Origin of the sequence: Nocardiopsis sp. JB363 (assembly GCF_900143625.1) — a bacterium.
Lineage (GTDB): Bacteria > Actinomycetota > Actinomycetes > Streptosporangiales > Streptosporangiaceae > Nocardiopsis.
On the sequence record NZ_FRFF01000019.1, the window covers coordinates 1 to 17,247 of the forward strand.

At 69.1% G+C, this 17,247-nt stretch carries 15 protein-coding genes; 7 read left to right on the forward strand and 8 right to left on the reverse strand.

Going from position 1 to position 17,247, the window contains the following annotated elements; translation table 11 throughout:
- Positions 1 to 15: 15 nt before the first annotated feature.
- Positions 16 to 999, reverse strand: a complete 984-nt coding sequence (locus BQ8420_RS03570) for a YafY family protein (RefSeq protein ID WP_087096365.1) — start codon at positions 997 to 999, stop codon at positions 16 to 18.
- 126 nt (positions 1,000 to 1,125) lie between these two features.
- Between BQ8420_RS03570 and BQ8420_RS03575 the strand changes: the two genes are divergently transcribed.
- Positions 1,126 to 1,533, forward strand: a complete 408-nt coding sequence (locus BQ8420_RS03575; RefSeq protein ID WP_087096366.1) for a DUF3224 domain-containing protein — start codon at positions 1,126 to 1,128, stop codon at positions 1,531 to 1,533.
- 185 nt (positions 1,534 to 1,718) lie between these two features.
- Positions 1,719 to 2,102: an STAS/SEC14 domain-containing protein gene (locus BQ8420_RS03580; RefSeq protein ID WP_087096367.1), complete on the forward strand. Its 384-nt coding sequence runs from the start codon at positions 1,719 to 1,721 to the stop codon at positions 2,100 to 2,102.
- Here the strand turns inward: BQ8420_RS03580 and BQ8420_RS03585 are convergent.
- The 6 genes from BQ8420_RS03585 to groES all read right to left on the reverse strand — a co-directional run bounded on the left by BQ8420_RS03585 (position 2,084) and on the right by groES (position 9,002).
- On the reverse strand, positions 2,084 to 2,962 hold the full coding sequence (locus BQ8420_RS03585) for a lytic transglycosylase domain-containing protein (RefSeq protein WP_087096368.1): 879 nt from the start codon (positions 2,960 to 2,962) through the stop codon (positions 2,084 to 2,086). The genes BQ8420_RS03580 and BQ8420_RS03585 overlap by 19 nt on opposite strands.
- 180 nt (positions 2,963 to 3,142) lie before the next feature.
- A complete protein-coding gene (locus tag BQ8420_RS03590; RefSeq protein WP_087096369.1) occupies positions 3,143 to 4,249 on the reverse strand; it encodes a GuaB3 family IMP dehydrogenase-related protein in 1,107 nt (368 codons plus the stop codon).
- A 114-nt stretch (positions 4,250 to 4,363) separates the two neighbouring features.
- Positions 4,364 to 5,854 (reverse strand): IMP dehydrogenase, encoded by a 1,491-nt coding sequence (gene guaB, locus BQ8420_RS03595; RefSeq protein ID WP_087096370.1) that lies wholly within the window; start codon positions 5,852 to 5,854, stop codon positions 4,364 to 4,366.
- A 295-nt stretch (positions 5,855 to 6,149) separates the two neighbouring features.
- The gene (shbA, locus tag BQ8420_RS03600) at positions 6,150 to 6,779 is read right to left on the reverse strand and encodes an RNA polymerase sigma factor ShbA (protein WP_087096464.1); all 630 of its coding nucleotides are present in this window, start codon (positions 6,777 to 6,779) and stop codon (positions 6,150 to 6,152) included.
- Between the two features lie 206 nt (positions 6,780 to 6,985).
- On the reverse strand, positions 6,986 to 8,584 hold the full coding sequence (groL, locus tag BQ8420_RS03605; RefSeq protein ID WP_087096371.1) for a chaperonin GroEL: 1,599 nt from the start codon (positions 8,582 to 8,584) through the stop codon (positions 6,986 to 6,988).
- Between the two features lie 106 nt (positions 8,585 to 8,690).
- Positions 8,691 to 9,002 carry a co-chaperone GroES gene (gene groES / locus BQ8420_RS03610; protein ID WP_087096465.1) on the reverse strand — a complete coding sequence of 104 codons (312 nt, stop codon included), beginning with the start codon at positions 9,000 to 9,002 and terminating at the stop codon, positions 8,691 to 8,693.
- Positions 9,003 to 9,229: 227 nt separating this feature from the next.
- Between groES and BQ8420_RS03615 the strand changes: the two genes are divergently transcribed.
- Together BQ8420_RS03615 and BQ8420_RS03620 are read left to right on the forward strand one after the other, a co-directional pair.
- Complete coding sequence (locus BQ8420_RS03615) at positions 9,230 to 10,501, forward strand: class I SAM-dependent methyltransferase (RefSeq protein ID WP_087096372.1); 1,272 nt, start codon at positions 9,230 to 9,232, stop codon at positions 10,499 to 10,501.
- Positions 10,502 to 10,882: 381 nt separating this feature from the next.
- Complete coding sequence (locus tag BQ8420_RS03620) at positions 10,883 to 12,853, forward strand: hypothetical protein (RefSeq protein ID WP_087096373.1); 1,971 nt, start codon at positions 10,883 to 10,885, stop codon at positions 12,851 to 12,853.
- Positions 12,854 to 12,944: 91 nt separating this feature from the next.
- Here BQ8420_RS03620 and BQ8420_RS03625 read toward each other — a convergent pair whose 3' ends face one another.
- A complete protein-coding gene (locus BQ8420_RS03625) occupies positions 12,945 to 13,655 on the reverse strand; it encodes an NUDIX domain-containing protein (protein WP_087096374.1) in 711 nt (236 codons plus the stop codon).
- Positions 13,656 to 13,763: 108 nt separating this feature from the next.
- Here BQ8420_RS03625 and BQ8420_RS03630 point away from each other — a divergent pair, with 108 nt between their 5' ends.
- The 3 genes from BQ8420_RS03630 to BQ8420_RS03640 all read left to right on the forward strand — a co-directional run bounded on the left by BQ8420_RS03630 (position 13,764) and on the right by BQ8420_RS03640 (position 17,220).
- The gene (locus BQ8420_RS03630) at positions 13,764 to 14,465 is read left to right on the forward strand and encodes a hypothetical protein (protein WP_087096375.1); all 702 of its coding nucleotides are present in this window, start codon (positions 13,764 to 13,766) and stop codon (positions 14,463 to 14,465) included.
- A gap of 115 nt (positions 14,466 to 14,580) precedes the next feature.
- Positions 14,581 to 16,293, forward strand: coding sequence for a hypothetical protein (locus tag BQ8420_RS03635; RefSeq protein WP_143847097.1), 1,713 nt, complete (start codon positions 14,581 to 14,583; stop codon positions 16,291 to 16,293).
- Positions 16,294 to 16,320: 27 nt separating this feature from the next.
- Positions 16,321 to 17,220: a 5'-methylthioadenosine/S-adenosylhomocysteine nucleosidase gene (locus tag BQ8420_RS03640; RefSeq protein WP_087096377.1), complete on the forward strand. Its 900-nt coding sequence runs from the start codon at positions 16,321 to 16,323 to the stop codon at positions 17,218 to 17,220.
- Positions 17,221 to 17,247: the final 27 nt, after the last annotated feature.

Consider the following 17,247-nt stretch of genomic DNA (forward strand, 5'->3'; position numbering starts at 1 on the left):
CGCACATTCCCACCCCTACTCCACTCCCCCGTAGAGACGAGCCAGCTCCGCCGCCTCCGCTGCTACGGCCCTCCGCAGCCCCGTCGGGCCCAGTACTTCCGCGCTCGCCCCCATGCGCAGCAGGTCTCCCACGGCCACTGCCGGCGACTCCACCTCCATGTGCACTTCCACCCACCCGTCGGCCGCCGGCGGGTCGGCCGCTTCCAAGGCGCGGCGCCCTATCGCTCCGAAGCGCATCGGCAGCAGTTTCACCGCTTCCGGGGCCAAGCGCAGGTGGGCGGTTCCCTGGAGCACCGACTCTTCCAACCGGCGGGCCGACTCCTCCCAGTACGCGACCAGGTCGAAGCCGGTCGGCCGGTCGAAGAGCTCGCCGGTCGGCCGGGCCTCCTGCACTCGTGACACTCGGTAGGTGCGCACCGACGGCTCCTCCCCTTCGCCGGCCAGGGCCGCCAGGTACCAGGTGCCGCCCTTGAGCACGATGCCGAGCGGGCGCAGTTCCCGTTCCACCTCGCCTCGCCAGCGCAGATACCGGACCCGCAGAACCCGCCGCTCCCACACCGCTTCGGTGACGACGCCCAGGTGCGGGACCTCATCGGCGTCTCGGAACCAGGCGGGGGCGTCCAGGTGAAAGCGGTCCTGGGCGCGGGCGGCGCGTTCGGCGAGTGGGCCGGGTAGTGCGGCACGCAGTTTGTGTCGGGCGGTCGTGAGTACCGCGTCCAACCCCAGGTCGCGTGCCGCGGTGGGGACCCCGATGAGGAACAGGGACTCCGCTTCGGCGTCGGTGAGCCCGGTCAGCCGGGTGCGGTAGCCGTCCACCAGGCGGTAGCCGCCTGCGGGTCCACGGTCGGCGAGCACCGGGACTCCGGCCGCGCCGAGCGCCTCCACGTCCCGGTAGACGGTGCGCACCGACACCTCCAGTTCCGTGGAGAGTTCGGGCGCGGTCATCCGGCCGCGGTTCTGCAACAGCAGGAGCAGGGAGACAAGCCGATCGGCGCGCATACGAACATTCTCTCCGTACCTGACAGCAGATGTCAGGTACCCCGACGAAGCTGGTCTTCGAAGCACAGGAGATCCGAACACAGGGGCTCCGAACACAGGGGAACCGAAAGAACCGGGAGCGAGACCATGACGCAGACGACCACACGCACCGAGGGCACTTTCACCTTCAAGGACTGGAAGGAGGAGGAGCTGTCCGAGGGTCCCTCGCCCAAGCTCGCGAGGGCTCGCGTGATCAACGACTACAGCGGCGGGATCGAAGCGGCCGACACCGACTGCGCCTACACGTTCGTCTACCTGGAGGACGGGACCGGGTCGTTCGCCGGTTTCCAGCGGCTGAACGGCACGTTGGACGGGCGGGCCGGCGCTTTCATCGTGGAGGAGCGGGGAACCTTCGCCGGGCGGGGCGAGGTGCGCTGCACGTTCGAGGTGGTGTCCGGCACCGGGGAGCTGACGGGGCTGCGGGGCACCGGCCGGTACGTGGCCGTGCACGGGGAGCCGTCGGTGGCCTACGTCTTCGAGTACACGCTGCCCTGAGTTCCGGGCACGCCGATGCCGGCGGGAGCCGGGGCTCCCCTATATGTCGAGAAGACCATGGATAGGGGCCCCGGCACCACCCGACGTCGTCCCGCCTGTGGACAACCCTGGTTCCTGGAACGCATGGTCACCTCGTTGAACGGGTAGGTGCGCCGGCACGCCGCCATTCGAGGAACGGAGGGACCATGTACAGGAGATTGGACTCCGGCGACGACGACGTGCTCGGGTTCGAGGTGGAGGGCACCATCTCCCAGAGCTCGTTCGAGGAACTTCTGGGCGAGGTGCGCCGTGCCATCGACCGGTTCAGCGCGGTGCGCCTCCTCATCCGGGTCCACGGGTGGCCGACCGGGGAGACGCCCACCCTGGCCGAGCGGCTGCGTTTCGCCAAGGAGCACTTCGGCGGGATCGAGCGTTACGCGGTGGTGGGCGACAGCCGGGTCGTCGAGTACCTCACCACGTTGGCGGACGCCTTCGTCGACATGGACCTGCGCTTCTTCGAGGTCGACGAGGAAGAGCAGGCCTGGGCCTGGGTGCGGGACCGGGGAACGTCTCAGGAGGCGTCGGCGTAGGCGTGGGCGTAGGCGAGGACGTCGTCCCGGTAGCTGTCGGACCGGTTGTACTCGAAGATCGCGTCCTCCCAGTCCTCGGTCGTGCTCAGGTCCCGGCCGTCCTCGCACAGGTAGCGGGCGGAGGACAGGGCCGCGTCGTCGATGTTGTGCGGGTCGGGGTCGCCGTCACCCTCCAGTGACTCGCCCCACTTCGCCCAGGTGACCGGGATGAACTGCATCGGGCCGACCGCCCGATCCCACTCGGTGTCCCCGTCCAGCTCACCGCCCTCGGTGTCCGGGATGGCCCGGGTGTTGTTGGTGCCGTCGAGTGCGATGCCGATGACGTCCACCGTGGTGTTGCCGTCCGAACCGACCTCACCGCCCGCGTAGGTGCCGTGCCGGGACTCGATGAACCCGATCCCGGCCAGGGTCGGCCAGGACATGCCGCACTCGGCCTGTTCCTCGTCGAGCACCAGTTGTGCGCTCGCGTAGCCCTCCAGGACACGACGCGGGATCCCGGTCCCGTCGGAGACCTCGTCCAGCCAGGTGTCGTCGGGGCGCTGCGGGCCCGGTGCGGGACGAGACTGTTCGTCCGCGCCGGCCTCACCGGGCTCTCCGGTCGCGTCGTCGGTACGCGCCGCCACCCCGGTGTGTTCGGGGGGTCCGGTCAGCTCGTCGTGCGGCGGGGTGGCGATGGTCCCGTCCGAGGGGTCGACGGAGGTGGCGGTCGGCGGTTCCCACTCGTTGAGCGCGGTGGACACCCTCCCGACCAGGGCCACGACCCCGACCGTCACCAGTAGGCACACGGCCAAGGCGAGGCTGACCGCGATCGCCGGCCCCCGGCTTCGGCGCCGCCGGGCGCCGCTCACGCTGTCACCCATGCAGTCCTCCCCAAGGAAAGGTCACCAAGACATCACGAGACAACAAAACTCGACCCATGGTCGCACACGGTCTCGACCGGATCTCACCGGTGCGGGCATGGACCCCCGGAACGGACGAAGGACGCCCCGCGGGTGAGCGGGGCGTCCTCGAAGGGTCTCGGCGCGTGTTCGCGGTCGTGTCTACCGGTGCGGGTTGACGACGACCTCGACCCGCTGGAACTCCTTCAGGTCCGAGTAACCGGAGGTCGCCATGGTCCGGCGCAGGGCGCCCATGAGGTTCATGGAGCCATCGCTGGTGGAGGCGGGGCCGTGCAGGATCGACTTGAGGTCGCCGATGGTGCCGACGTTGACCCGCTCGCCGCGAGGAAGCTCACCGTGGTGAGCCTCACTGCCCCAGTGGTAGCCGCGGCCGGGCGCCTCGGTGGCGCGGGCCAGCGGGGAACCGACCATGACGGCGTCGGCGCCGCAGGCCAGGGCCTTGGCGATGTCGCCGCTGCCGGTCATACCGCCGTCGGCGAGTACGTGCACGTAGCGGCCACCGGACTCGTCCAGGTAGTCGCGTCGGGCCGCGGCGACGTCACCGATGGCGCTGGCCATGGGAACCGCCACACCCAGCACCGAACGGGTGGTGTGGCCCGAACCGCCACCGAAGCCGACGAGCACGCCGGCGGCGCCGGTGCGCATCAGGTGCAGGGCGGCGGTGTAGGTGGCGCAGCCACCGACCACGACGGGGACGTCGAGGTCGTAGATGAACTGCTTGAGGTTGAGCGGCTCGGCCCGACCGGAGACGTGCTCGGCGGAGACCGTGGTGCCGCGGATGACGAAGATGTCCACGCCCGCGTCGACGACCGCCCTGTGGTACTGGGCGGTGCGCTGCGGCGACAGACGGGCCGCGGTGACCAGGCCGGCGTCACGGATCTCCGCGATCCGGCGGCCGATCAGCTCCTCCTGGATGGGGGCGGCGTAGATCTCCTGGAGCCGCTTGGTGGCGGCCAGGTCGTCGAGTTCGCGGATCTCCTGGAGCAGCGGCTCCGGGTCCTCGTACCGGGTCCACAGACCTTCCAGGTCCAAGACGCCGAGGCCGCCCTGTTGCCCGACCGCGACGACGGTCTGGGGTGAGGCGACACTGTCCATGGGGCTGACCACAAGGGGCGTCTCGAACCGGTACGCGTCGATCTGCCAGGAGATCGACACTTCTTCCGGGTCTCGGGTTCGCCGGGCCGGCACGATCCCGATCTCATCGAGTTCGTAGGCGCGACGCCCATTCTTGCCCAGCCCGATCTCCACCTGAGCCAACGCTTCGATTCCCCTCTGACGTGCGGCGCCGATCGGTCGACCGGCGCGATGACCGCGGACGTGAGTCTATCCGTCCACGGTCACCCTCTCATTCCCGCTCGTGGTTCAGCGGGCGTTGTAGTTGGGCGCTTCCACCGTCATCTTGATGTCGTGCGGGTGGCTCTCGCGCAGCCCGGCGCTGGTGATGCGCATGAGCTGTCCGCGTTCGCGCAGTTCGGACACGGTGCGGCTGCCCGCGTACCACATGGACTGGTGCAGACCACCGACGAGCTGGTGGGCGACGGACGAGAGCGGGCCGCGGAAGGGCACCTGGCCCTCGATGCCCTCGGGGACGAGTTTGTCCTCGGAGGAGACCTCGGCCTGGGCGTAGCGGTCCTTGGAGAAGGAACGGCCGCGCATGGCGCCCAGCGATCCCATGCCGCGGTAGGCCTTGAACTGCTTGCCGTTGATGAAGATGAGCTCGCCCGGGCTCTCCTCCACACCGGCCAGGAGGCTGCCGAGCATGACGGTGCTCGCGCCCGCGGTGAGGGCCTTGGCGATCTCGCCGGAGTACTGCAGACCACCGTCGGCGATGAGCGGGACCCCGGCCGGGCCACAGGCCTTGGCGGCCTCCAGGATGGCGGTGAGCTGCGGGGCTCCCACACCGGCGACCACACGAGTGGTGCAGATGGAGCCCGGCCCCACACCGACCTTGACGGCGTCGGCGCCGGCGTCGATGAGCAGCTGGGCTCCGGCGCGGGTGGCGATGTTGCCGGCGACGATGTCGGCTCGGGAGTTGGCCTTGAGCTTGGAGATCATGTCGGCGAGCCCCGCGGAGTGACCGTGCGCCGTGTCGACGACGATGAAGTCGACCCCGGCGTCGATGAGCAGCTTGGCGCGCTCCTCCGCCTCGGTGCCCACGCCCACGGCGCCACCGACGACGAGACGGCCGTCGGCGTCCTTGGTGGCGTTGGGGAACTGCTCGCTCTTGATGAAGTCCTTGACGGTGATGAGACCGCGGAGGCGGTTGTCGGCGTCCACCAGCGGAAGCTTCTCGACCTTGTGCTCGCGCAGCAGCTCGAAGGCCCGTGCACGGCTGACCCCCACGGGGGCGGTGACCAGGTTCTCGGTGGTCATGACCTCGCGCACCAGGCGGGTGCGATCGTCCTCGAAGCGCATGTCGCGGTTGGTGACGATGCCGACGAGCCTGCCGTCGGCGTCGGTGACCGGGACACCGGAGATGCGGTAGTGGGCGCACAGGCGCTCGACCTCGGCGAGGTCGTCCTCGGGCTTGCAGGTGACCGGGTCGGTGACCATGCCGGCCTCGGAGCGTTTGACCAGGTCGATGTGGCCGGCCTGGTCCTCGGCGGAGAGGTTGCGGTGCAGAACGCCGGCACCGCCCTGGCGGGCCATGGCCACGGCCATGCGGGCCTCGGTGACGGTGTCCATCGCCGCGGACAGCAGCGGGATGCTGAGGTCGATGTTGCGGGACAGCCGGGTGGCGGTGTTCACCTCGCCGGGCTGGAGGTCGGAGTAGGCCGGTACCAACAGGACGTCGTCGTAGGTCAGCCCTGGCGGGAGCAGTTTGTCCCCGTATTCGCTGTACTCCTGGCTCATGACACAACCTCCGCTGTTGACCGGCAACACCTGCGCGGATCGCCCCCGCGTGTCGTCTCATCCTAGGACGTCGTCCCGCGCTCTCCCGGTGGAATGGACTGTTCGCCCCGTCACCGTGGCCCGGAAGTGCGCAACGTCACGGCGCACCCGGACCCTGAGGTCACCGAAGGGTCACTGGGACAAGGCATCGGGGTAACGGCAGTACCCCCCGGTGCGGCCCGGTGGGAGGAAGGTGATGCGGTTCGGACAAGTGCGCTTTCCCGGCCCGGGCACGCGCCCGTGCTCGATCGAGGCCTTATGGGAGGACGCGGTTCGCCAGGGCCACCTTCCGAAGCCGAGCAATAGCTCGGTGCTGGGCAACCCGTACCGCCCCTGCCGACATTCCAAGGAGATGTCCCGTCTCGTCCGCTGTCAGTCCTGTGATCACCCGCAACACCAGCAGTCTGCGCTGCTGTTCGGGCAACTCGTCGAGGAGTTCTCTGGCCCGCTGTGCCTCGATGACGCGCACAGCGGCCTCTTCCGGTCCCGGCCCCTCGTCCGGTGGTTCCGGCACCGTGTCGGTGGGGACCGTCTCCACCCGCCCGGCCACCCGAAGGGTGTCGGCGACCTTGTGCGCCGCGATACCGAACACGAAGGCGGCGAAGGGCCTGCCCCTGTCCTGGTATCGGGGGATCGCCGTGAGCAGGGCGATGCAGACCTCCTGCGCGACGTCGTCGGAGTGGTGCGCCAACCCCGACACCCGCGCCAGTCTGCTGTGGCAGTACCGCACCACCATGGGTCGGACCTCGCGCAGCAGCGAGTCCATCGCCCCGTCGTCCCCTTGAACGGCGAGCGATCCCAGGTGGTTCAAACCCGTTTCTCGCGCGTTGGAGGGCGTCCCTGTCCGCTGCGCGGTAACGCCCCCCCGGGCGCCTGCATCCGTCACGTTAGGAATGATGCCCGCATCACGGGACCCAACCACTCCAATCGGCAACTACGGAATGGTTACATTTTGGAAAAATGGTCTGAAATCACCGCAGAGAAGGGGCTCTTTCGACCCCTCCTCATGATAGTGAGACCGACCACTCCGGCCCACCTCAACGAGCGGGGGCGGGACACCATGGCGGCCCGCCCCCTCGACGTCTCGCCCCGTTAGTGGGCGTGACCGTCGCCCTCGCCCTCTTCGGGCTTGTCCGCGATGAGCACCTCGGTGGTCAGCAGCATGCCCGCGATGGACGCGGCGTTCTGGACGGCGGAACGGGAGACCTTGACCGGGTCGAGGATGCCCTCACCGGTCAGGTCGCCGTAGACGCCGGTGGCGGCGTTGAACCCGTGGCCGACCTCCAGCTCGGAGATCTTGTGGGTGACGACGTAGCCCTCGGCACCCGCGTTCTCCGCGATCCACCGGGCCGGCTCGACCAGCGCGCGACGGACGATGGACACACCGGTCGCCTCGTCGCCGGTCAGACCCAGGTCGCCCAGGGCGGTGGAAGCGTGCACCAGGGAGGCGCCGCCGCCGGCGACGATGCCCTCCTCGATGGCCGCACGAGTCGCCGAGATGGCGTCCTCGAGACGGTGCTTCTTCTCCTTGAGCTCGATCTCGGTGGCCGCGCCCACGCTCAGCACGGAGACGCAGCCCGCGAGCTTGGCGAGACGCTCCTGGAGCTTCTCGCGGTCCCAGTCGGAGTCGCTGGCCTCGATCTCGTTGCGGATCTGGCGGACACGGTCCTCGACGTCGGCCTGCGCACCGGCGCCGTCGACGATGGTCGTGTCGTCCTTGGTGATGGTGATGCGACGGGCGGTGCCCAGCGCGTCCAGCTCGGCGTTGTCCAGGGACAGGCCGACCTCTTCGGAGATGACCTGACCGCCGGTGAGCACGGCGATGTCCTGGAGCATGGCCTTGCGACGCTCGCCGAAGCCGGGCGCCTTGACCGCGGCGACGTTGAGCGCACCGCGCATCTTGTTCAGCACCAGGGCACCCAGGGCGTCGCCCTCGACGTCCTCGGCGATGATCAGCAGCGGCTTCTTGCTCTGGACGACCTTCTCCAGGAGCGGCAGCAGCTCGTTGAGGTTGCCGATCTTGCCCTGGCTGATGAGGACGAGGGCGTCCTCCAGCACGGCTTCCTGGCGGTCCCCGTCGGTGACGAAGTACGGAGAGACGTAGCCCTTGTCGAACTGCAGGCCCTCGGTGAAGTCGAGCTCCAGCCCGAACGCCGGGGACTCCTCGACGGTGATGACACCGTCCTTGCCGACCTTGTCGAACGCCTCGGCGATCAGGTCGCCGATCTGGGCGTCCTGAGCGGAGTTCGTCGCCACGTAGGCGATGTCCGAACGCTCCTTGATCGGGACGGCGCGCTCCAGCAGGATCTGCGACACCTGCTGGGCGGCGGCGTCGATGCCCTTCTTCAGGGACATCGGGGAGGCGCCGGCGGCGACGCTGCGCAGGCCCTCGCGCACGAGCGCCTGGGCCAGCACGGTGGCGGTGGTGGTTCCGTCACCCGCGGCGTCGTTGGTCTTGGTGGCGACCTCCTTGACCAGCTGGGCGCCCAGGTTCTCGTAGGGCTCGTCCAGCTCGATCTCACGGGCGACGGTCACGCCGTCGTTCGTGATGGTGGGGGCGCCGAACTTCTTGTCGATGACGACGTTGCGGCCGCGCGGGCCGAGCGTCACCTTCACGGCGTCGGCGAGACGGTTCACGCCCCGTTCGAGAGCGCGCCGGGCGTCGTCCTCGAACTCCAGGATCTTCGGCATCTGTGCTGTTTCCTCTTACCGTTGTGAGGTCGTAAAACGAAGACATCCCGCCCGCCCGGCTTCGAGGGCCGACCGGTGCGGGATGTCGAGGATCGAACGCCGAGAGCTACTTCTCGACGACCGCGAGGAGGTCGCGGGCGGAGAGCACCAGGTACTCGACGCCGTCGTACTTGACCTCGGTGCCGCCGTACTTGCTGTAGAGAACGACGTCGCCGACGTTCACGTCCAGCGGGATGCGCTTGTCACCCTCGTCGTCCCAGCGGCCGGGGCCCACGGCCAGGACCTCGCCCTCCTGGGGCTTCTCCTTGGCGGTGTCCGGAATGACCAGACCGGAGGCGGTGGTCTGCTCGGCCTCCAGCGTCTTGACCACGACGCGGTCTTCGAGCGGCTTCAGCACGGTCTTGGTGGCGGTCGACACGGTAGTGACCTCCCCCTTCAAAGTTCGATGTCCTGCAAAAGCGGCCCGTGCGGTAGCACGAACCGACTACGTAAAGGGGCGACCGCGGCGGCCTGTCGTCGCGGGTGCCAGACCGGCCTCGTCGCGATTAGCACTCTACCCCCGAGAGTGCCAGAATGGAAATGTGGTGAGGGTCCTGATCACGGGGGCGGGCTCGCCATTTCGTCGTGCCCACCGCTGGAGGATCCATGCGCCTTCCCGCCTTCTCGGCGCTGCTCACCGACGCGGGACGGGAGGTCCTCGCCGAGGTGGACCCCGTCTCCGCCGCGAAGGATCCCCTGTCGATGGCCTCTCGGCTGCGAGCGAACCCGGCGGTGGCCGCCTTGGACCAGGACCTGCCCGTATCCGAGTTGGTCAACGCGGTGATGACACAGGTGGGACTGCGCGAGCGGGGACGTGCCAAGTTCGGGGAGCGCGCGGCGCGGATGTTCTTCACCCCCGACGGTCTGGAGCAGTCCACCCGGGGTTCGATCGCGGCCTACCGCGCCGAAAGGGTCGCCGAGGTGGCCGAGGACGTCCTGAGGGGCGCGGGCGACGCCGGCGCGGCCGGCGACCTGTGCTGTGGCGTGGGGGCCGACCTACTGGCCCTGGCCGAGGTGGGCGTTCCCGTGGAAGGGGTGGACGCCGATCCCCTCACGGTCGCGGTGGCGCGCGCCAACATCGAGGCTTTGGGGTTGTCCGATCGTGCCCGCGTGCGCGAGGGCGACGTGAACGAGGTGGCCCTGGGCGAGCATCCCCTGTTGTTCTGCGACCCCGCCCGCCGCGGTGGCCGTGGTCGGGTGTTCGACCCGTCGGCCTACTCACCTCCGTGGGACGTGGCCACCGCCCTGGCCGAGGCGGCCGGCGCGGCCTGCCTGAAGGCAGCGCCGGGCATCCCGCACGAGGTCCTGTCCCCCGCGGCCGCCGCGGAGTGGATCTCGGTGGACGGCGAACTGAAGGAGACGGCCCTGTGGTTCGGGGCGCTCTCCGAGGGGCCTCGGCGGCGTGCCACGGTGTTGCACGAGCGCCCCGGCCTGTTGGCGAGCGAGGGGGCAGTCGCGCACCTGGACGCCGATCCCGATCTGGGGCCCGCGCCGGTGGCGGCGGCGCGCCGCTACCTCTACGACCCGGATCCGGCGGTGGTCCGATCGCACCTGGTCGCCGAGGCGGCGGCCCGGGTGGACGGGGCCCTGCTGGACGAGCGCATCGCCTACTTCACCTCGGATCGGGTCGAGGTCTCACCGCTGTGGCGTGTGCTGGAGGTGGTGGAGTGCGCACCGTTCTCGGCGAAGCGACTCCGCGCTTCGGTGCGGGCCCATCGGGCCGGAACGATAACGATCAAGAAACGAGGTTCGGCGGTGGACACGGAGAAACTCCGTCGCGACCTGAAGGCGTCCGGACCGGAGAAGATGACCGTCGTCCTCACCCGAATCGGCGAAAGGCCCTTCTACCTGCTGTGTCGCGAAATCGAGACGCCGTAGAACTCTCTCGTTCTTCGAGACGACGGCCCGCGCGCATTCCGGTCACCGCACGCGGACCATATCGTTACCTCGCACAACGACATCTTTGGTGGACCCCCCTGGTTACGCCGAGTGATGTCGTTAAACTGGCGACCGCCGCATACTTCCCCTTCTCATGGGTTCACCCGGAAGGCCGTGCTTGTTGGTTCCGCCTCGCGGTTCAGCCGGCACAGCGCCCACGCCCCATATGTGTACGCACAGTCACACTTTCGTCACGTTGAGGCTCAGTCGGCGCGTCACGCCACCCGCCCGGGGACCATCGAGAACCCGCCCTCCCGGAAACCTCCACCGTCCGAAGACCCGGGCGAGGGCGGGAGCGCCAGAACCATAAGGAGCACCTCGGTGGAACAGACCAATCACAACTTCCTCAACGGTGGCGGTCAGGCCGGAGTCTCCGACCGGATGCGCGACCTCCTGTCCCAGGCCGCCCAAGAACACGTCTCCGAGCAGAAGTCCCAGGGAGCCGTCAGCGAGGAGATGCGCCAGCGTCTCGAAGGCATGGAGTGGCTGCTGCGCGAGCTGCGCGAACGCGAGCTCACCGCCCTCGCCGCGTCGATCACCGCGGTCGACGGTCGGATCGACGACTTCCTGGCCCGTCCGCCGGAGTGGGCCGAAGCCCTCGCCGAGCACATAGAGGTCGTCGGTCAGCAGGTCAAGCCCCTGTCGGACATGCCCTCCCTCCGGGCGGACACCCACCGCATCGCCGGTCACCTCGACACCGCCCTGACCCGCCTCCAGCGCATGGCCGAGACCGGAACCCGGACCGCGGAGCAGGTCGTGGAGGTCGGCGAGCGCGTCACCGCGCTGAACGAGACCTTCGGCACCCGCCTGGACGCCCTCGACACCGCCTTGGAGACCCTCAACGGTCGCACCGAGGCGATCGAGACCGCGATCGCCACCCTGGACACCACCCTCGGCGAGCGCCACGAGGAGCTCACCGGCAGGCTCGACCAGGGCAAGGAAGCCTTGGACGAGGCGGTCGAGCAGACCCGCGGAGCCGTCCGGGAGAGCCGCGCCGAGCTCAACACCACCCTCGCCGACCGCACCGCGGAACTGCGCACCCTCGTCGAGGAGAGCGCCTCCGCGCAGAACGAGACCCTGCTGGCCCGCCTGCAGGAGAACACCGGTGAACTGGGCGAGCGCCACAAGGAGCTGGCCGAGGGGCTCAAGTCCCTGACCACGACCTCCGAGGAGCGCCACCAGGCCCTCACCCGCAAGTTCACCGAGAGCGTCGGCCACCTCAGCACCCAGTCCGAGGAGAACCACGCCGAGGCGACCGCCGCCGTCGCCGACCTCACCGGCACGCTCTCCAAGTTGCGGGAGAACCACGAGTCCTCCCTCACCGACCTGCGTACGCACCTGCGTCAGCGGCTGTCGGAGCTGGACGAACAGATCGAGCTGGGCCGGACCGAGACCCGCGAGCACGCCGAGGCGACCGCCGAGGGCCTGCGCGAGTCCGTCACCGAACGCACCGACGCCTTGGCGGCCAAGGTCACCAAGGACACCGAGAAGACCGCCACGGACCTGGCCGAGCTGCGCACCTCCGTCCAGGAGGCGCACCAGCGGTTCACCACGGAGACCGAGGAACGCCACCAGACGCTCACCGATTCCCTCTCCGAGCAGACCCAGAGCCACCGGAGCGCGCTCGACGAGCGGCTGGAGCGGCACCGCGAGGCCATCAACGGCAAGGTGGACAACCACCTGTCGCAGATCACCGGCAAGGTCGACCACGAGCTGGGCAGGCTCACCGACCGGTTCGACACCTTCGAGGGACACTTCGAGGGCAGCTTCGAGAGCGTCGAGGGCAAGATCGACCGGGTGGACGGCCGACTCGACGGGGTCAACGGTCGCCTGGACGGCATCGATGGCCGGGTCAACGGCGTCGAGGGCCAGTTCGAGGGGGTCAGCGGTCACTTCGAAGGGGTCGATGGCCGGATGGAGGCCTTCGACGACCGGCTGGAGGCGCTCAACCAGCGACTCAACCAGCTCCCGCAGACCCTGGAGGTCAGCGAGGTGCACCGTCGGCTGACCGAACTGGTGGACCGTCCGCAAAAGGACCACTCCGGCAAGCTGGACGAGATCGACTCGCACATCACCTCCGCGGTCGAGCCGCTCCTGCGCGAGCTCAAGCAGCGCCCCGACCGGCACGAGTTCGAGGAGACCGTCACCGAGGCGGTGGAGAACTCGCACGACGACATCACCAAGCGGTTCTCCTCCCTGGAGGAGACGGTGCTGGCACTGGCCGAGGCGCTGCTGCGCCCGGGTCGCGACGGCAAGAAGAAGCGTCGTATCGACGACGATGACGACGAGTAGGACCCGCGACGAATAACGCGGCGTCCATCGGTGGCCGCGACACCCTGAACCTTCAGGGTGTCGCGGCCACCGTGCCGTTCGGGGCCGCTCGTCAGCCGGTGCGGAGCAGCGGCGGGTAGAGCACCCGGGCACCACCGAACCGGTACAGGGCGGCGGGCCGTCCCGCCTCGGCGGCGCGGCGCTCCCCCGTGGGTTCCACGAACCCGGCCGTCTTGGTGACCTTGCGCCGGAAGTTGCTCGGGTCCAGCGCCACCCCCCAGATCACCTCGTAGACCCTGCGCAGATCGCTGATGGTGAAGGGTTCACGGCAGAACCCCGCCGCCACGGTGGTGTACTCCAGCTGGGCCCGGGCGCGTTCGACGGCGTCGGTGAGGATCGCCCGGTGGTCGAAGGAGAGCGTGAAACCCGGATCGAGCGCCTTGCCCACGGGCGTCCACGCGGCCCCGGCGGCGTCGGTCCCGGCGGTGGGGGTGGGCAGGTCCGGGCCGAGGGCGAGATAGGCGACGGTGATGACGCGTCCGCGCGGGTCCCGGTCGGGCGCCCCGTAGCTTCGTAGCTGTTCCAGATGCAGGGATCGCCCGTCGAGCCCCGTCTCCTCCACCAGTTCGCGCAGTGCCGCCCCGTCCAGGTCCTCACCGGGCCGCACGTATCCGCCGGGGAGGGCGCTCCGGCCCAGGTGGGGTTCCTTGCCCCGTTCGATCAGCAGGACACTCAACTCGTCGTCACGGATCGTGAATATGACGATGTCGACCGTGACGGACACGGGGAATCTCGGGAGCGGGGCCTCGACACTGCGGTTCATCCCGCCAATCTACTAAAGGTCATGTTGACTTTAACCGGTCGGCCGGATTATGGTCGAACTGACCCGAAAAGTCGGACCGGGCTACCGCCCCCACCTCCGGGAGCACACATGACGGGATTCACGCTCGGCGTGGCCAGCTCGATCGTGGCCACCGCACTGACCGTGCTCGGCGGCTGGATGTTCTCCCGCAGGGCCCGCTGGTGGATCCTGTCCATGCTCTCCAGACTGAGCGGACTCGGCGACGTCAGGGTCTACCGCCACCAGAGCGACGCGAACCACGAACTGGCCCGGGAGATCGGGCGGGCACGCTGGGTCCGCGTCATGGTCGGGCGGGGGAACGAACTCACCCGGGACGGCTTCCGTCCACTGTGGGCCGGCGCGGGACGGGCGCCGGCGCACATCCGGGTTCTCCTGCCCGACCCCGCCCCCGCCGGCGACGGTCGTGAGTCATGGCTCGACCAGCGCGAGGGGGAACTGGTCGCCTCCGACCCCGGCTACGGGTCCGGCGTCCTCGCCGAACAGGTGCTGGCCAACTACCACTACGTTCGCGCGGCCTCGGGAAACCAGGAACGCGCACAGGTCCGTTTCTACGATCTCCCGCATCTGTACCGCATCATCGCGACCGATCGTCTGGCCTTTCTGACCATTTACGAAGAATCGACACACGGCCGGAACTCTCCGTGTATCGTCGTCCGCAGGCCAGGGAAACTCTACGAATTCGCCCTCCGCGCTTTCAGCGTCGCGTGGGAATCCGGACGCGTCCCAGAACACACCACTGATCACCGTACGAGCCCGACCGGAAGCAGCTGAGACAGCACCGAACGGCCGGTCGAGGTCACGCGGGAAACGCCTTTCGGGCGCCTCGCATCCCTTTGAAACCCAAGGAACTCTGCGCATCTCCCCAAGTCGCAGAAAGGGATTTTCCATGGTGCAACAGAATCCGGAAATAAATAACCTCTCCCCATTCCCCCAGGTTTCCCCCGAACAGATGGACATCATCGCCGGGGCCGCCTACGTCGACTCCACCCGCAGTCTCCGTTCCGCGGTCTGGTCGAGCACCGACCTGCGCGACGACATCATCCGGGAACGCGTGGAGCACCACCAGCGGGTGCCCGCGCGGGAACCGGGCCTGGCCAGTGGCCGGGTCGTGAACGAGGCGGTGAGGGCCAGACAGGTCCTGGCCCTGGGCGGACTCTGGGCCGCCGTGGTCCTCGTGATCTGTTTCGTGTTCAACGCGATCGCCTCCCTGGCCGCCCTCACCGTGATCGTGGTCCTGCGGAACCTGGCGTGGATCCGCACGACCCCCGAACTGGGTTGGACCTCTCGAATCCCACGTCTGGGCCTGCACGGCCTCCTGTTCGTCCTCGTCTGGCAGATGGTCCTCGCCCTGGCGGTCACGGATGCCCTGACCAATGCCTCCTCCTCCGGTGGCGACCTGTTCGCCGGCGATGACCCGTTCGCCGGCGACCAGGGCTCCGGCGAAAGCTCGGCCGCCGTGTTCCGTTTGTTCCCCCTGTGGGTGTCCGCGCTCCTGCTCCTCTCCGCCATGGTGGCGATCTCGTACTGGGCACGGCACCGCACCAACGCCGCGCTGCTGAACATCCGTCTCAGGAGCAACGAGACCGCACCCGGCAGCGGGGTCGGTTCCCGACCGGTGAGCTTCTACACCGACTTCAACCCGTTCCTGGGTTCGGGGGTGCGGTGGGACTCCTGGCCTCTCACCCTGAAGCTGTTCCCGAGCGAGGACGGTCCGGACCGGAGCGCCACCACCGGCGGGGTCGATCCGGTCGAGAGGAACCTGTTGGTGACGCGGATGTACGAACGCCTGCGCGGGGAGCTGCCCACGCTCGGCGGCGACTCCGCCCACCTGGGCGGCCATCGCACGGTCGAGGTGACCGACAGCGTCTTCCTCTCCGGGATCAGGAAGGACAACGCCTGGGACCTGATCCCCGGCCTGTTGGACGAACAGCGCGGGAACCTGCACCCGGCCTGGGCCGGCACGTTCGCCTTCGCCGAACACGAACGGGCCCGGCACTTCCTGACCGCCGGGGTCCGCATGTGGGAGGGGCAGGTCGTCCTGACCGTCTTCGTCCGACTGACCGTCCGCGGCGGACAGCTGCGCATCGAGGGCGAGAGCCTGGTCATGCCACCGATCGCCCCGGAGTACCAGGCACCCACCGGTCCTCTGCCCACCGGCGGGAACCTCGAAGAGGTCTGGGAACTGCTCTCGGCTTCGACGCGCCACTGCGTCACCGACTCCGATCGGCTCCTCGCCGAAGGCGTCACCTGGCTGCGTTCCAGGCGCCGCACCAGGCGCAACAACCGGGAGTACACCTGGGCGGCCGAACAGGGCGAGCTCTTCGACTACGCGCCCCGCCTGGGAATCCGGGAACGGGCCGCGAACGACGAACTCTCCCAGCTCTTCCAGTCCCACGACATCCACAGGTTCCATCGGGCCATCCGGGAGAAGGTCATGACCTGCGTGCGCGACGTCCTGATCGAGTCCGGTTACGACACCGAACAGATCAAGCAGGTCCTCCAGCAGTTCAACCACTACGGCCACCAGGTCCACGGGGACATGCACGACGGCGGCGGCAACCAATTCGGCCCGAACCCGACCAAGTCATCGGGCGGCTGACCGACCGAACGGACCAGGATCAAGACAATGAACCACTACGGCCACCGAGTCCGCGGGGACATGCACGACAGTGGCGGCAACCAATTCGGCCCGAACCCGACCATCCACCACACCACGGTCCAGGAGAACGCCCCGAAGCCGGCCGACGCGGCCACGGAGGCCACGGGGACGGTGAGCGTCGACGCCGTGGTGATCACCGCCATCGCCACCGAGTACCGGGCCGTCACCGACCAGTTGGACGGGCCCTTGGAGGAACGCGAGACCAAGGGCACCCTGTACCAGGTGGGCTCCCTGATCGGGGTGGATCCGCCCCTGCGCGTGGCGGTCGCCCAGGTGGGGATGGGCAACGCCTCGGCGGGCGCCCACCTGGAGCGGGCGCGTACGGCCTTCTCACCCCGGGCGATCCTCTTCGTCGGCGTGGCCGGAGGCATCAAGGATCTGGGGCTGGGCGACGTGGTGGCGGCCTCCTCCATCTACGACCTGGAGTCCGGGAAGGAGACCCCGGAGGGCTACCGGCCTCGGGCCCACACCAAGGCCCCGTCCTACTCCGCCGTGCAGAGGGCGATGAACGTGGCGGCCCGCCCGGAGTGGACCTCGCGCAGCATGGTGGCCTCACCGAACGGGCCACCGCGGGCCGTCGTCGCCCCCATCGCCGCCGGCGGCAAGGTCGTCGCGGACAGCGGTGGGGTGACCGCCCAGCGACTGCGCCACTACTGCGGTGACGCCGTGGCCGTGGAGATGGAGGGATACGGCTTCCTGCACGGCGCCTACATGGAGGAGGGCACCCACGCCTTGGTCGTTCGGGGGATCTCGGACCTGCTGGACGACAAGACCGGGGGCTCCGACGAGCGTTGGCAGCCCATCGCGGCGGCGCACGCGGCGGCCTTCGCCGCGGAGTTCCTCGCCCGTTTCCTCGGCACCCGGTGAGCACCGGAGGGCGCCGTCGACCGCGGC

Excerpts from the sequence above, each read along its gene's own strand:
- BQ8420_RS03570 (WP_087096365.1), bottom strand. The coding sequence starts at position 999 with ATGCGCGCCGATCGGCTTGTCTCCCTGCTCCTGCTGTTGCAGAACCGC.
- BQ8420_RS03575 (WP_087096366.1), top strand. The coding sequence starts at position 1,126 with ATGACGCAGACGACCACACGCACCGAGGGCACTTTCACCTTCAAGGAC.
- BQ8420_RS03580 (WP_087096367.1), top strand. The coding sequence starts at position 1,719 with ATGTACAGGAGATTGGACTCCGGCGACGACGACGTGCTCGGGTTCGAG.
- BQ8420_RS03585 (WP_087096368.1), bottom strand. The coding sequence starts at position 2,962 with ATGGGTGACAGCGTGAGCGGCGCCCGGCGGCGCCGAAGCCGGGGGCCG.
- guaB (WP_087096370.1), bottom strand. The coding sequence starts at position 5,854 with ATGAGCCAGGAGTACAGCGAATACGGGGACAAACTGCTCCCGCCAGGG.
- groL (WP_087096371.1), bottom strand. The coding sequence starts at position 8,584 with ATGCCGAAGATCCTGGAGTTCGAGGACGACGCCCGGCGCGCTCTCGAA.
- BQ8420_RS03615 (WP_087096372.1), top strand. The coding sequence starts at position 9,230 with ATGCGCCTTCCCGCCTTCTCGGCGCTGCTCACCGACGCGGGACGGGAG.
- BQ8420_RS03625 (WP_087096374.1), bottom strand. The coding sequence starts at position 13,655 with ATGAACCGCAGTGTCGAGGCCCCGCTCCCGAGATTCCCCGTGTCCGTC.
- BQ8420_RS03630 (WP_087096375.1), top strand. The coding sequence starts at position 13,764 with ATGACGGGATTCACGCTCGGCGTGGCCAGCTCGATCGTGGCCACCGCA.
- BQ8420_RS03635 (WP_143847097.1), top strand. The coding sequence starts at position 14,581 with ATGGTGCAACAGAATCCGGAAATAAATAACCTCTCCCCATTCCCCCAG.
- BQ8420_RS03640 (WP_087096377.1), top strand. The coding sequence starts at position 16,321 with ATGAACCACTACGGCCACCGAGTCCGCGGGGACATGCACGACAGTGGC.